Origin of the sequence: Streptomyces endocoffeicus (genome assembly GCF_016741935.1) — a bacterium.
Classification (GTDB): Bacteria; Actinomycetota; Actinomycetes; order Streptomycetales; family Streptomycetaceae; genus Streptomyces; species Streptomyces endocoffeicus.
Genome location: NZ_JAERRG010000030.1, coordinates 21,122 through 34,260 on the forward strand (window position 1 = coordinate 21,122; position 13,139 = coordinate 34,260).

Annotated in this window: 13 protein-coding genes and 2 pseudogenes; 6 read left to right on the forward strand and 9 right to left on the reverse strand. The window is 68.7% G+C overall.

The genetic code is table 11. The annotated features are described in order from the left end of the window. Positions 1-410 precede the first annotated feature (410 nt). Complete coding sequence (locus JK364_RS44055; RefSeq protein WP_307841573.1) at positions 411-1,493, forward strand: C40 family peptidase; 1,083 nt, start codon at positions 411-413, stop codon at positions 1,491-1,493. Positions 1,494-1,516: 23 nt separating this feature from the next. Here the strand turns inward: JK364_RS44055 and JK364_RS44060 are convergent, their stop codons facing one another. Continuing rightward, positions 1,517-2,041: an O-acetyl-ADP-ribose deacetylase gene (locus JK364_RS44060; protein ID WP_201857078.1), complete on the reverse strand. Its 525-nt coding sequence runs from the start codon at positions 2,039-2,041 to the stop codon at positions 1,517-1,519. 234 nt (positions 2,042-2,275) lie between these two features. Between JK364_RS44060 and JK364_RS44065 the strand changes: the two genes are divergently transcribed. Further along, complete coding sequence (locus JK364_RS44065) at positions 2,276-3,502, forward strand: PP2C family protein-serine/threonine phosphatase (protein ID WP_201857079.1); 1,227 nt, start codon at positions 2,276-2,278, stop codon at positions 3,500-3,502. A 73-nt stretch (positions 3,503-3,575) separates the two neighbouring features. Here JK364_RS44065 and JK364_RS44070 read toward each other — a convergent pair whose 3' ends face one another. The 5 genes from JK364_RS44070 to JK364_RS44090 form a co-directional block, all read right to left on the reverse strand. Then, positions 3,576-3,920: a DUF2516 family protein gene (locus tag JK364_RS44070; protein WP_307841582.1), complete on the reverse strand. Its 345-nt coding sequence runs from the start codon at positions 3,918-3,920 to the stop codon at positions 3,576-3,578. A 131-nt stretch (positions 3,921-4,051) separates the two neighbouring features. Next, positions 4,052-4,771, reverse strand: a complete 720-nt coding sequence (locus JK364_RS44075) for a hypothetical protein (RefSeq protein ID WP_201857080.1) — start codon at positions 4,769-4,771, stop codon at positions 4,052-4,054. Between the two features lie 18 nt (positions 4,772-4,789). Continuing rightward, positions 4,790-5,203 carry a helix-turn-helix domain-containing protein gene (locus tag JK364_RS44080; RefSeq protein WP_201857081.1) on the reverse strand — a complete coding sequence of 138 codons (414 nt, stop codon included), beginning with the start codon at positions 5,201-5,203 and terminating at the stop codon, positions 4,790-4,792. A gap of 474 nt (positions 5,204-5,677) precedes the next feature. After that, the gene (locus JK364_RS44085) at positions 5,678-5,956 is read right to left on the reverse strand and encodes a hypothetical protein (RefSeq protein WP_372462070.1); all 279 of its coding nucleotides are present in this window, start codon (positions 5,954-5,956) and stop codon (positions 5,678-5,680) included. A gap of 151 nt (positions 5,957-6,107) precedes the next feature. Continuing rightward, positions 6,108-6,998 (reverse strand): helix-turn-helix transcriptional regulator, encoded by an 891-nt coding sequence (locus JK364_RS44090; protein WP_307841574.1) that lies wholly within the window; start codon positions 6,996-6,998, stop codon positions 6,108-6,110. Positions 6,999-7,398: 400 nt separating this feature from the next. On the opposite strand from JK364_RS44090, the gene JK364_RS44095 reads away from it, so the two are divergent. Then, entirely contained in the window at positions 7,399-8,391 is a 993-nt protein-coding gene (locus tag JK364_RS44095; RefSeq protein WP_201857082.1) for an aldo/keto reductase, read from the forward strand. Positions 8,392-8,416: 25 nt separating this feature from the next. On the opposite strand, the pseudogene JK364_RS44100 reads toward JK364_RS44095, so the two are convergent. The 3 genes and pseudogenes from JK364_RS44100 to JK364_RS58220 form a co-directional block, all read right to left on the reverse strand. Continuing rightward, positions 8,417-9,128: pseudogene (locus tag JK364_RS44100) on the reverse strand (IS701 family transposase); the annotation flags it as partial. 97 nt (positions 9,129-9,225) lie between these two features. After that, complete coding sequence (locus tag JK364_RS44105) at positions 9,226-10,029, reverse strand: SDR family oxidoreductase (RefSeq protein WP_201857084.1); 804 nt, start codon at positions 10,027-10,029, stop codon at positions 9,226-9,228. Between the two features lie 413 nt (positions 10,030-10,442). Beyond that, positions 10,443-10,585, reverse strand: a pseudogene (locus JK364_RS58220) (DUF4158 domain-containing protein); the annotation flags it as partial. 287 nt (positions 10,586-10,872) lie between these two features. On the opposite strand from JK364_RS58220, the gene JK364_RS44110 reads away from it, so the two are divergent. The 3 genes from JK364_RS44110 to JK364_RS44120 all read left to right on the forward strand — a co-directional run bounded on the left by JK364_RS44110 (position 10,873) and on the right by JK364_RS44120 (position 13,128). Beyond that, a complete protein-coding gene (locus tag JK364_RS44110) occupies positions 10,873-11,373 on the forward strand; it encodes a GNAT family N-acetyltransferase (RefSeq protein WP_230993428.1) in 501 nt (166 codons plus the stop codon). Positions 11,374-11,434: 61 nt separating this feature from the next. Further along, the gene (locus JK364_RS44115) at positions 11,435-11,791 is read left to right on the forward strand and encodes a YciI family protein (protein ID WP_020869530.1); all 357 of its coding nucleotides are present in this window, start codon (positions 11,435-11,437) and stop codon (positions 11,789-11,791) included. 47 nt (positions 11,792-11,838) lie between these two features. Continuing rightward, positions 11,839-13,128 carry an RNA polymerase sigma factor gene (locus JK364_RS44120; RefSeq protein ID WP_307841575.1) on the forward strand — a complete coding sequence of 430 codons (1,290 nt, stop codon included), beginning with the start codon at positions 11,839-11,841 and terminating at the stop codon, positions 13,126-13,128. Positions 13,129-13,139: the final 11 nt, after the last annotated feature.

A 13,139-nucleotide genomic window follows, 5' to 3' on the forward strand; every position in this document is an offset into this window, starting at 1 on the left:
CTTGTTGTGGCGTGCGCCGGAGCCGGACTCGGCTCACGCTCAGTAGGGCCGAAATTAGGCAGATCAGGTGAAGCGGCCTGAGGGGGTGAGTTAACGGATGGTGAACCTCGGCCGTCAGTGTGGTGGCCATGTCACGGCCAGGTCACGGCTGGATCGCGGTGCGGGTGACCTCCCCGCGGAGGTCGCCCGAGGTCCGTCCGACACCTGTGCGGCACCCGTCCGGTGAACCGGATCGGGGTGGCTGCTGGCGTAACCGCCGCGTGTCTCTGTCGGATTGCGGTACGGCATGTCACTATCCGTCCCTACGTGCCGGTACGTCAGGTCTGGCGCGTGAGACGGGGCAGGAGCGCGCACGGCCGGAGCGGAACGAGAGGAGACCGCGGGTGAGGCGGGACGGGAGAGGGAGGGGCGTGAGCGTCGCCGCGGCCACCGCGCTCGTCTGCGCGCTGGGACTGTCGGCCGTGCCGGAGGCGGCGTACGCCGCGCCCGGCGAGCCGGGGCCGACGCCGGGCGGCGGAGCCGGTGGCGGCGGGACTGGCGGCGGCGGGACCGGGGACCGGAGCCTGGAGGCGGTCCGTCAGGAGGTCGAGGGGCTCTACCGCAAGGCGGAGTCCGCCACCGACGCGTACAACCTGGCGCGGGAGAAACAGGCGCTGCAGGAGAAGTCCATCCTGAGGATCGCTCGAGCCGTGGTGAAGGCCCAGAAGGAGATGGCCGGACTGCGCAAGCGGGCCGGGGCGATGGCCCGTGCGCAGTACCGGGGCGGCGGGATGCCCGCGGAGGCGCGGCTGTTCCTCAACGGCGACCCGGGTGACTTCCTCGACGGCGTCACGCTCGCGCGCAAGGGTGAGAAGGCGACCCACGGTCTGATCGGCCGTCTGGCGCGCACCCAGGTGGCGCTGGACCGCTACGCCGAGTCGGCCTCCCAGGAGTGGGAACGGCTGGACCGGAGCCGGTCGAAGAAGGCGGCCGCGAAGAAGGAGATCCTGCGCAAGCTGGCCCGGGCGCAGCGGCTGGAGTCCCGGCTGGCGAAGGACGAGCGGGAGCGGCTGCGCCGGCTGGAGGAGGACAAGGCCCGTGGCGCGCAGGCGAAGTGGCTGGACACCGGGATACTGCGGGAGCTCGGCGGCGGCGCCACCGCGAGGGGCGGGCGCGCGGTCGACTTCGCGAAGGACCAGCTCGGCAAGGACTATGTGTGGGGCGCGGTGGGCCCGAACACCTATGACTGTTCGGGGCTGACCCAGCGGGCGTGGGCGGCGGCCGGCCGGGCGATCCCGCGGACCTCGCAGGAGCAGTGGCGGCTGCTGCCGAAGGTGAGCGTGAAGGACATGCGCCCGGGTGATCTGATCATCTACTTCCGGGACGCCAGCCATGTGGCGATGTACGTGGGCAGCGGCGCGATGATCCACGCCCCCCGCCCCGGCCGGCAGGTGACGGTCGCGGGCGCGGGCTCGATGCCGATCCTGGGCGTGGTGCGGCCGGACGCGAGGTAGCACCGGCCATCGGCGCAACGGGCTCAGGCCGGCGGCAGCTCGTTCAGGGCGGTCTCGAAGGCGTCGTACGCGCGCTGGTCGAAGAGGACGAAACGGGCCTCGGTGACCGAAGTGTCCGTATCGCGCACGGTGGTGAGCGCGATCCGGGCCGCGTCGTCGAGCGGCCAGCGGTAAACGCCCGTGGAGACGGCCGGGAAGGCCACCGTACGGGCGCCCAGTTCGTCGGCGACCCGCAGTGACGCGCGGTAGCAGGAGGCGAGGGTGGCCGAGTGGTCCTCGGTCGCGGAGAAGACCGGTCCGACCGTATGGATCACCCAGCGGGCGGGCAGCCGGCCGGCCGTGGTGGCGACCGCCGCACCGGCCGGAAGTCCCTTGCCGTAGTGGGATGCGCGCAGATCGCGGCATTCATCCAGAATGTCGGGTCCGCCCCGCCGATGGATGGCTCCATCGACGCCACCCCCTCCCAACAGGGAGGAGTTGGCCGCGTTCACGACCGCGTCGACGCTCTGCTCGGTGATGTCGCCCAGCGCCAGCGTGATGTTCGTCATCCCGGGATTGTCTCCCGGGCCAACAAGTGCCGCATGACGTGCGGCATATGACAAAAGTCGGTGCCTGGAGGTCATTCCGTGAAACGGCCGCCTAGCGCTAAGGTCACCTGGCAGTATCCGGTACCCGCGCCCTGACGTCGCCGAAACCGACCAGTCGGTGTGCGTACCCCGGAATCCCACAGCGCTCCACCGGTCGGCGGGGCGCGCCCTCGGGGGGAGGGAAGGAATCGAGCGATGTCCGTACCCGTGCCGAGGCAACGGGAGGCTCCGGCCCAGTCAGCCGGTCCCGCCACCCTGCCCGACAACGGGCTCACCCTGCTGGTGATCGAGGACGATCCGTCCGGTGCCTTCAACGTTCCCGAGATGCTGGACACCGAGGGTAACCGGGTCCGCATCCGTACGGCCCGCAACCTCACCGAGGCCAGCCGGCTGCTCACCGACGGGGTGCAGTGCATCCTCCTGGCCCTGCCGGGCCCGTGCCACGGCGGCGCGGACTCGCTGGCCACGCTGCGCGAGGTGCTGAGGCTCGCGCCCTCGCACGCCGTCCTCGTGCTCACCGCGGAGGACGACGCCGAGCGCGCCGCCGAGGCGGTGCGGGTGGGTGCCCAGGACTACCTCTTCCGCGGCGAACTGGACGGCCGGATCCTCAGCCGCGCCATCCGCTACGCCGTCGAGCGCAAACGCTCCGACCTCGCCCAGCGCCAGCTCACCGAGTCACGGCTGCGCGCCCAGGAGAACGCCCGGCTGGAACGCGGACTGCTGCCCACCCCGCTGCTGGACGGCTCGGGGCTGCGCTTCGCCGCGCGCTACCGGCCCGGCCGCAGCCGCGCCCTGCTCGGCGGCGACTTCTACGACACCGTCCGCACCCCGGACGGCACGGTCCACGCGATGATCGGCGACGTCTGCGGCCACGGCCCGGACGAGGCCGCCCTCGGCGTTGAGCTGCGCATCGCCTGGCGCGCCCTGACCTTCGCCGGGCTCTGCGGCGATCAGCTGCTCGGCACCCTTCAGCAGGTGCTGGAGAACGAACGCGCCGACGATGAGATCTTCGCCACACTGTGCACGGTCGACATCGCCCCGGACGGCCGCCGGGCCGGGGTCTGCCTGGCCGGGCATCCCTCACCGCTGGCGATCCGCCCGAGCATGGCGCCCCGGCTGCTGCCGACCGACGAGAACGGCCCGGCGCTGGGCCTGCTGCCGAACGCCCGCTGGCCGCGCCGCGAGGTCGAGCTCGGCGGGGCGTGGAGCCTGATGATGTACACCGACGGGCTGATCGAGGGCCGCGTCGGGCAGGGGGTGCAGCGGCTCGGCCAGGAGGGGATGGTCGAGATCGTGGCGCGCCAGGTCGCGGAGGGACGGCGCGGTGAGGAACTGCTGGACGCGACCGTCACCGAGGTGCGGTCGCTGAACGGCGGGGAGCTGACCGACGATCTGGCGGTACTGCTGCTGGACCGCGGCTGACCGGCCGCGGCCCGTTATGAGGCCGCTCGTGCGCGTCTATCGGTCGTTGGGCTGTTGAAGGTGCTCGTGCGCGCTATCGGCCGTTGAAGGGTCCGTAAGGGCCGTCTGAGCTGGAGCCGCGGCCGCGCGGCCAGCGGCGGCCACCGCCGGAGACCTGCCGCAGCGCGGGCCGGACGTCGACGATGTACACGATCGTCGCGATCAGCCCGATGATCGGCAGGAAGTCCAGGATTCCCATGAAGAAGTTCACCGCGGCCGCGAGACCGAGGATGATCAGCCAGAACGCCTTGGTCTGCTTGCTCGCCGCCCGGTACGCGTCCTCCCGGCGGATCGCCGAATCGACGAAGGCGAAGAGGCTGAAGAGGAGCAGGGCCCAGGAGACCCAGTACATCAGCTTGCCGAAGCCTTCAACCAGCACGCCGTCCACCGCCTAGAAGATATGTATGGGAAGCGTCTCTGCGGGCCACCGTACCCGCCCACCGGGCCGGGCACGCAGGGTATACCCGGCGTACCCGGCCCGGTCGTGGACGTGCGCGTCGCGCGGACGTGTCAGCCGGCCGACTTCGGCTCCGGCTTCTTGGCGGCGGTGGCGGGCTTGTTTCCGCGGGCCGGGGCCTTCTTGGCCTGGGCGGCCGACGAGGCGGCGGACGTCTGAGCGCTCGAGTGCCCGGAGCCGCCCGAGTGCCCGGAGCCGCCCGAGTGGCCGGAGCCGCTCGACGCGGCCGGGGTGGCCGGCTTGGCCGGGGACTTCGGGGCCTCCTTGGACGAGTCCATGGCGACCGAGTGCGACGGGGCCTTGGACCGGGCGGCGTGGCCGTCCCGCTCCCCCTTGGGCTCGATCGCGTCGGCGATGTCGACGACCTCGTCGGCCGCCTCGCCGCGCCAGTTCCGCACGACCTCCTGGCCGTGCTCGGCCACCTCGTCGTACCGCTCCCGCGCCTTCACGGCGAGCTCGGCGGCCCGGCCCACACCCTGCAGGGCGAGGTCCTGCGCCGTGTCGCGCAGCCGCTTGATGTCGGTGTCGATCGTGCCCAGCATCTCGGTGAGCTTGTCCTGGGCGCCCTTGGCCTGCTGGGAGACCCGCTCCTGCACGACCTTGGGGTCGGTGTTGCGCACCGCGTTCAGGCGCTCCGGGGCCTCCGCGACGATCTTCTCGACGAACGACGGCACCTCCTTGAGCTTCTGGGCGGCGATGTCGGCCGTGCCCGCCATGAAGTACAGCGGGGTCGGGTCGGTGAGGGTCTTGCGTACGTCGTCGGTGATGGCCATGGTGATGGTCCTCCCGGATCAGTTCGAGGGTGCGGCGACGTCGGCGCCGGTGTCGGGGGTGTCGGAGGCGTCGTCCGAGGCGGTCTGGAGCCCGTTCTCCTTGCGGAAGGACTCGTAGATCTGCAGCAGGACCTGCTTCTGCCGCTCGTTGATCGAGGGGTCGGCGAGTATCACGCTGCGCACCTCGGTCTCGTCGCGGTCCCGCTCGTCGAGGATCCCCGCCTGTACGTACAGGGTCTCGGCGGATATCCGCAGCGCCTTCGCCAGCTGCTGCAGGATCTCGGCGCTCGGCTTGCGCAGCCCGCGCTCGATCTGGCTGAGGTACGGATTGGACACCCCGGCCGCATCGGCCAGCTGCCGCAGCGACAGCTGCGCACTGCGCCGCTGCTCGCGCAGGAACCCGCCGAGGTTGCCGACGTTGAGTGATGCCATGCCTCGATGCTGCAACAGGTGTGCTAACTATTGCAAGCATTTGCTTGCAATAGTGGCACGTGTCATGCGGGACGGTCGGTTGAGCCTGAGCAAGATCGTTGTCGCTTGAGCAGGACATTGTCACTTGAGCAGGACAACTGTCACCGCTCAGCTTGGCGGACTCCTGTGCAAGCGAGGACTGCGCTGGCGTCGTCGGCGAAGTGGACGGCAGGGCGAGAGTCTCAGTACCTCGTTTCCTCGCCCGCCGGAGACGGGCCGCGTAGATGCCGACGAGCTGCTGGCCGGGAACGCTGCCGTCCCATACGACGAACTCGCCTCCGGCGAGAAGCGCCGCCCTGGCGGCTTCGCAGGCCGTGGTCTGGTCGCCCGGCATCCCGGCGAGTTCCTCCCGGTCCATGTGCCGTCCTCTCGCGTGATGTCCCGCCGTCCGCTCAGTCGGCAGGATGGAGTTCAGGCCGGGTCCAGAGGGTGAGGTCACTGCTGGTGGCGACCGCGAGTGTCAGGCCGGAGGGAGGGAACCCGGCAGGCGATCGGGCCGAGCCCGGGGCAGGTGAGGTCCGGGTGGGTGTCGGGGGTGCTCGTGTCCGGGTCCGGGTCCGGGTCCCGGTCGCGGGCGATCTTCTCGCCGGTGACCGCGTCGAAGAGTCCATGGCCGTCGCTGGACACGACCATGACGAGGTCGTGGCCGTTGCCGGGGTGGACGGGGAATCCGATGCCCTGGAGGCCGCCGATGGGAGTCCTGCGATCCAGCACCGGCTGCCACGCCGCCCCGACTGGGTTTGCCCGCGCCCCAACTGCGGGTGCCCAAGTCAACTTGCGATCACTCGAAAGGCATTCCCAACGTGGCCCGACGCTCTCGCCGATCGTTCAGCGCTGACTCAGACGGACTGAAAAGGTTGGAATATCAGCTGAGTGCCTGAATCTCGGTCGCCAGCCTCTCCTGGCCAGCCGCCCACGACGCCAATAGGGCTAGACCGTCCGCGGCCGCCGTGCCGGCGGGCGCGGTGTAGACGTTCAGGAGCAGGCCGGGTTCGGCAGGCATCTCCATCGACTCGACGTCCAGGTCGAGCTGGCCCACTACCGGATGGTGCACACGCTTGCGTCCGGACCGGTGGAGCCGAACGTCCTGAGATGCCCACCGCTGCCGAAATAGTTCACTGCTTGTTGATAGTTCACCGACGAGGGCGATCAGCTCAGCGTCGTGCGGATTGCGGCCGGCTTCCATGCGTAGCTTCGCGGCCACATCGCAGGCGATTCGGTCATAGTCGACGAAGAATGCTTTTGCCGCTTCGGGATCTAGATACACGAACCGCGCGGTGTTCGCCGGCCGTCGCGTGCCGGCCAGCACCGGTGAATACAGCGCGCGGGCAAGTTGATTCATGGCCAGCACGTCATAACGGCCGTTGCAAATCCAAGCCGGCGCATCGGTGATGGCGTCGAGCACCTGCTGAAGCGCCGGACGCACCGTCACGGCGGGTCGCCGGCGGCGTGGACCGCTGGACACCCTGGACTGCCGCGCAAGGTGGAATAGGTGATCGCGCTCGGCCTCGTCAAGTTGCAAGGCAGAGGCCAACGCGTCGAGCACCCCGTCGGAGGCGCCGGTGAGGCTGCCGCGCTCCATACGCACGTAGTAGTCGACCGATACCCCTGCTAGCAGAGCTACCTCTTCGCGACGCAGACCTTTGACCCGGCGATTGCCGCCGTAGGCGGGCAGTCCGGCCCGCTCGGGCGCGATCCGCGCGCGACGCGAGCGCAGGAATTCCTTGATCTCAGTGCGCAGATCGATCGTGGCCACCCCTTCACCATAGGCTCTGCCCGCAGGCGAAGGGAGGTACTGCTGGTACCCCGACGGCTACGCACCCCCTCAACGGCGATGCCCGCCATGTCGTCGTCGCGGCCAAGCCGGCGTAGAGGGGCAGACCCCGCGATCGCGCCTCCGATCGCATCGATTCATGGTCACCCTTGGAGCCGACCCGACAAGTGGCTCAATCACTTTCGTGGCGATTCGCGAGCTCAAGCACGAAGAATTCCACGTGGACAGAGTGTCAGCCCGCCGGAAAAGGGTGGCATCGACAGTACCTGTACCAGGAGGGACTCCCCGCCGCCCGCAAGGCGGGCCTAACCTGCTGTGACCGGTTCCGGCTGAACAGCGGGAGCAATAGGTCAAATGACCTGTACCGAAGGAGCATTCTCCAGTGCAGAAACGCAAACTTGGACAGCACCTCGAAGTTTCACCCCTGGGACTCGGTTGCATGGGCATGAGCTTCTTCTACGGTCCGCCCCCGGACCCTGCCGAGATGACGAGGCTGCTGCGGGCCGCGGTTGACCGCGGCGTGACTTTCTTCGACACCGCCGAAGTCTATGGCCCTTTTACCAATGAAGAGCTGGTCGGTCAGGCGCTGGCGCCGGTCCGCGACCAGGTGGTGATTGCCACCAAGTTCGGTCTCAAGCACGGAGAGCACGGGCCGACCCCGGCGTCGGGGCTCGATAGCCGACCCGAGCAGATCCGTCGAGTGACCGAGGCCTCGCTCCAGCGTCTGCAAACGGATTGCATTGACCTTCTTTACCAACACCGCGTCGATCCCGACGTGCCCATCGAAGACGTAGCAGGCACGGTCAAGGAGCTGATCGCCGAAGGTAAGGTCAAGCACTTCGGTTTGTCGGAGGCCGGTGCGACGACGATCAGCCGAGCCCACCGCGTGCAGCCTGTGACGGCGCTGCAGAGTGAATACTCGCTCTGGACGCGAGACCACGAAGCCGAGATCATTCCGACCTTGGAGAAACTGGGCATCGGTCTGGTGCCATACAGCCCGCTGGGCAAGGGCTATCTGACCGGCACAATCGACTCCCGTACATCGCTGGCCGACAACGACCTCCGCCGCATGCTGCCGCGCTTCACTCCTGAAGCACGGCAGGCCAATCAAACACTGGTCGACTTGCTGCAGCAGATCGCCGACGACAAGGGAGCCACACCAGCCCAGATCGCTCTCGCCTGGGTGCTGGCGCAGAAGCCGTGGTTCGTGCCGATCCCCGGCACAACCAAACTGCATCGCTTGGAAGAGAATCTGGGAGCGCTCGATGTCGAATTGACGTTCGGCGACCTGCAACGCATCGAGGCGGCCGCGGCCCAAATCCAGATCCAGGGTGAGCGCGTGCCCGAACGGTTGAAGTCTCTGTTCGGCCGCTAATACTGCAATGGCGCTCAGATGATGGAGCCGCGGCGTCGGTCGTGATGATGTCGTCGTCGCGGCGGGTGGCCAGTACGTGGAACAGGTCCTGGGTCTCGAGCCGGACTCGCAGGTATGTGACCTGCCCGTAGGCCTCGTCCGCGGTCACCCACCGGCACGGCACCCCCGCGGCGAGGGCGCGTTCGATCATCGCCCGGGTCTGCTGGGGTTTGGTCGCGAACTCGACGTCGTCGTCGATTCCCGCTGCCCGGCACCGGCCGCGGTCGTCGGTCCACGACTTCGGTAGGTTTCGGTAGGTAGAGCTCCCGGTCGCTCAGCGCGTGACCGCGTGCTGAGCGGTAGGCCAGGAACGTGCCGATCTGGCAGTTCTCCACCCGACCGGCCGTGCCGGAGTACTGGCGCTGCACACCCGCCGACCTGTTGCCCTTCTTGAGGAAGCCGGTGACGTCGACGATCGGCACCCCGCCCGGGTCACCGAGCCGCTCGACCATATGGGCCCGGACGTCGTCGCGGACATCGGCGATGTCCCGGTCCGCGCGACGCGGCAGCCGCTGCATCCCGTCCGGGGAGACGTCCCCGGCCTGCTCAGCCAGGGTCCATCCGTTCGACCGCGGCAACCCCGCCACCAGCCCGGAGACGTACTCCCGCACCCGGCGCCGCGGCTCAGCCCGCCCGAACCGGCCCGCCACCCGCCCCACCAAGGCCTCCAACTCCGAGGCCACCACATCCAGCACCACAACCCAAGATTGCGGGTACCCCGACAACCGCGTCGAGACCCGACATGGAGGTGTTCACGAGGGCCCGTCGGCCGCTGGCAAAGCCTCGCGCCGACGCCTAGGTACCTGATGCGGTCGTGGCGATGCCGCCGTCGATCGGGATGATGGTGCCCGTGAGGTAAGAGCCGGCCCGGCTGGCGAGGAACACGGCGCTACCTGCCATGTCGTCGTCGCGGCCGAGCCGGCGCAGAGGGGCCTTCGCCGCGATCGTGTCGCCGATGGCGTCGAGCGTGGACGCCATCATCCGCGACGGGAACGGTCCTGGGGCTACCGCGTTCACCGTGACGTGCTGTGGGCCCAGTTCCCTGGCAAGCACTCTGGTGAGTTGATGGAGTGCCGCTTTGCTGCTGGCGTACGAGTAGTTGGGCGACTCGGCGACGTGGATGGCGGCGATACTGCCGATGTTGATGATCCGCGCGGGATCATCGGCGGTGCCCGCCCTGCGAAGTGCGGGGAGCAGCGCCTGCACCAGCCAGAACGGCGACTTGAGGTTGAGGTCGATCACTGCGTCCCAGGCCTCGTCCGGGAACGTCTCCAGCGGCTCGCGCCACATCGCGCCCGCGTTGTTGACGAGGATGTCCAGGCGTTCCGAGTCGACCTTGACAAGATCAGCGAGGCGCTGACACTCGTCGTACCTGGACAGGTCGGCGGGGATTGCTTGAACGTCGCCGAATTCGGACAGTAGATGCTGTGCCTCCGCGCACGTGTCTGCGTTGCGTGAGCTGATAATGACGCGGGCGCCCGCCTGTAGAAGGCCGCGCGCTATCATCATCCCAATGCCCCTGGTGCCGCCAGTGACAAGTGCGTACTTCCCACTCAGATCGAAAAGGTCTGCGTGAGTGGTGAATTGGTTGTCCGCCATTGGTCTTCGTCCCTTCTGCCGTGGAAGCATGTGCTGACACGGTCGCGCGTCCGGTGCAGCTGAATTGAACTGATGGGGGGTAAAGCTGCGGTGCGTGTCCATGCAGTGTTGTCGGCGCTTTCGTTCAGGGCGCCTGGGGCGGGTTCTCGGGCGGCCGCCGTGCGCGCCTCCCGTGGATCCATTGCTTTTCCTCTGTGTAGCTGGGAGCCGACTCAAACAGGTTGACAGGCGTCCTGGATGTCTGGGAGACCCTGGTGATACAGGTACTGTGAGAGCCACCCTTGCGTGGTGCGCTGGCTCACGCTGCCACAATTCCCTTGCAGTACTAAGCCCTGTCAACGCCTCGCGAATTTTGACCCCCTGAGGTCTCCGCGAAATTGACCCCTCTGCGGTCGTTGTCAGTTCTCGCCGGAGTGATCACCACGACGCTTACCGATCCGCCGCCGGTCCTCATCGTCCAGGAAAAAAAGAACCGCTCCAGCTTCGGGCGGGTCGGCTCCTGGGTGAACGTCCCGTAGGACTCAGCCTGCTCAGCGGTCAAGAACTCAACGGGCACCGGCCGGAACCCAGTCGATCAGCCCTGACCTGCGGATCTTGGCTTGGCGCCAACCGCTGTACCGCTGCTGCTCAACCCCGGACCAGATGAAATGGCTGCGTACTACAAGGCATTGCCGTTCGTGAACGGGCTGCCGAAGTGGGAGCCGGCAGTCGCTGCGTGGCATGGTGGTCCCGAGCCGTGGCCCCCGCAGCGCGCCCCCGCGACCGCAGAACAGCTCGATGAGTGGGCAGAGGCTGATGTCACGGTCCCCGGCGGGGGGACGGTCAGGATTGGGGACGGTCAGGATGGCCGGCGTCACTGCCACCGGGGTGATCGCGACCCACCGCCGACGCGGTTACTTGCGGCAGATGATGCAGGCCATGTTCGAATCGGCCACGGACCGAGGCGAGCCGTTGGCGATGCTCAGCGCGAGTGAAGGCAGCATTTACGGGCGGTACGGGATTTACGGGCGGTACGGGTTCTCGCCGGCGGCCTACCGCGTCCGGTGGGAGTTGGCCCGTCACGAAGCCACCCTCCTTCCAGCAGAAACTGATCGACTTCGATCTCACCAAGACCATCGTGGCACCCGGCCGTCCACGCGACGAACCCCTGCGGTGGATGCTCACGAACCCGCGCGCGATGCGCATCACCCGCCAGTCGGACAACCTGTGGGCACGCCTTCTCGACGTCCCCCACACCCTGACACAGGGGTCGTACCCGGTCGGCGCGACCCCGTCGGTGCGACCCTGCCAAAAAATTTCGTGAGGTGTGTCGATCCGGGCGGTGCCCGTTCGACGCAGGGGTGAGAGGCGGGGAAGCACCCGGCCTCCGCTCCGAAATCTCGATCTCGTTTCGCAAGGAGTCACCATGCCGCGCTATCTGTCGATGATCCGCGTCGATGAGCAGAACGCCCCCGCCGAGGGCCCCAGCCCCGAGCTCATGGAGCGGATGGGCGAGCTGATCGAGGAGATGACCAAGGCCGGGGTCATGCTGGACACGGCCGGGCTCACCCCGACCTCCGACGGCACCCGGGTCACCTGGTCCGGCGGAAAGATCAGCTGCACCGACGGCCCCTTCACCGAGAGCAAGGAGGTCATCGGCGGCTACGCCCTGCTCCAGGCCAAGGACAAGGCCGAGGCCCTGGAGTGGACCAAGCGGTTCCTGCGGGTCCATGAGGAGTTCTGGACGATCACCTGCGAGGTCCGTGAGGTTGTCGAGCCCTGAGCCGGTAATGCTTGCTCCGTCCCCTTACGGCTGCTCTGATGGTGGTCGTGACGGCAGCAAGACCGGCCAATGCGGCGAAAGCGGCCGAAAACGCCCGGAGCGGCGAAACGGCTGACATCGCCAGATCGGTCGAAACGGTCTTCAGGATCGAGTCCGCGCGGATCATCGCAGGCGTCGCCCGCATCGTGCGGGACGTCGGGCTGGCCGAGGAACTCGCGCAGGACGCCCTGGTCACCGCGCTGGAGCGGTGGCCGGAGTCGGGTGTGCCGGACAATCCGGGCGCCTGGCTCATGGCCACCGCCAAGCACCGTGCGATCGATCTCGTACGCCGTAAGGAGACCTACGCACGCAAGCTGGCGGAGGTCGGGCGGGCCCTGGAGGACGCCTCACCGCCCGACCCGGCGGATCTCGCCCGGACCGCCGAGGACATCGACGACGATCTGCTGCGGCTGATCTTCACCGCATGCCATCCCGTGCTGTCCACCCGGGCCCGGGTCGCGCTCACCCTGCGGCTGCTGGGCGGGCTGACGACCGAGGAGATCGCCCGCGCGTTCCTGGTCCCGGAGCCCACGGTCGCCCAGCGCATCGTCCGGGCCAAGCGGACCCTCGCCAAGGCCGAGGTCCCCTTCGAGGTGCCGTACGGCGACGACCGGACCGCCCGGCTCTCCTCGGTCCTGGAGGTCATCTACCTCGTCTTCAACGAGGGCTACTCCGCGACCGCGGGCGACGACCTGGTGCGCCCGGCCCTGTGCGAGGACGCGCTGCGCCTGGCCCGGGTGCTGGCGGGGCTGCTGCCCCAGGAGCCCGAAGCGCACGGCCTGGTCTCGCTGCTGGAGTTCCAGTCCTCCCGGATCGCGGCGCGTACCGGCCCCGGCGGTGAGCCGGTGCTGCTCGCCGACCAGAACCGCACCAAGTGGAACCGCCTGCTCATCCGCCGGGGCGTTGAGGCGCTGCAGCGGGCGGGCCAGGGTCCGTACTCCCTCCAGGCCGCCATCGCCGCCTGCCACGCACGGGCGATCCGCTACGAGGACACCGACTGGACGGCCATCGCCGCCCTCTACGGCCGGCTGATGGCGCTGACCCCGTCCCCGGTGGTGGAGCTCAACCGGGCGGTCGCCGTCGCGATGGCGGAGGGGCCCGCGGCGGGCCTGAAACTGGTCGAGGCGCTGGCGGAGGAACCGGCCCTCAAGGACTACCACCTGCTGCCGAGCGTCCGCGGGGATCTGCTGGAGCGGCTGGGGCGGCATGCGGAGGCGCGGGCGGAGTTCGCCCGCGCGGCGGCGCTGACCCGTAATGCCCGTGAGCGGACGCTGCTGCTGGAGCGGTCGTCGGGCTGAGCTGATCTTGT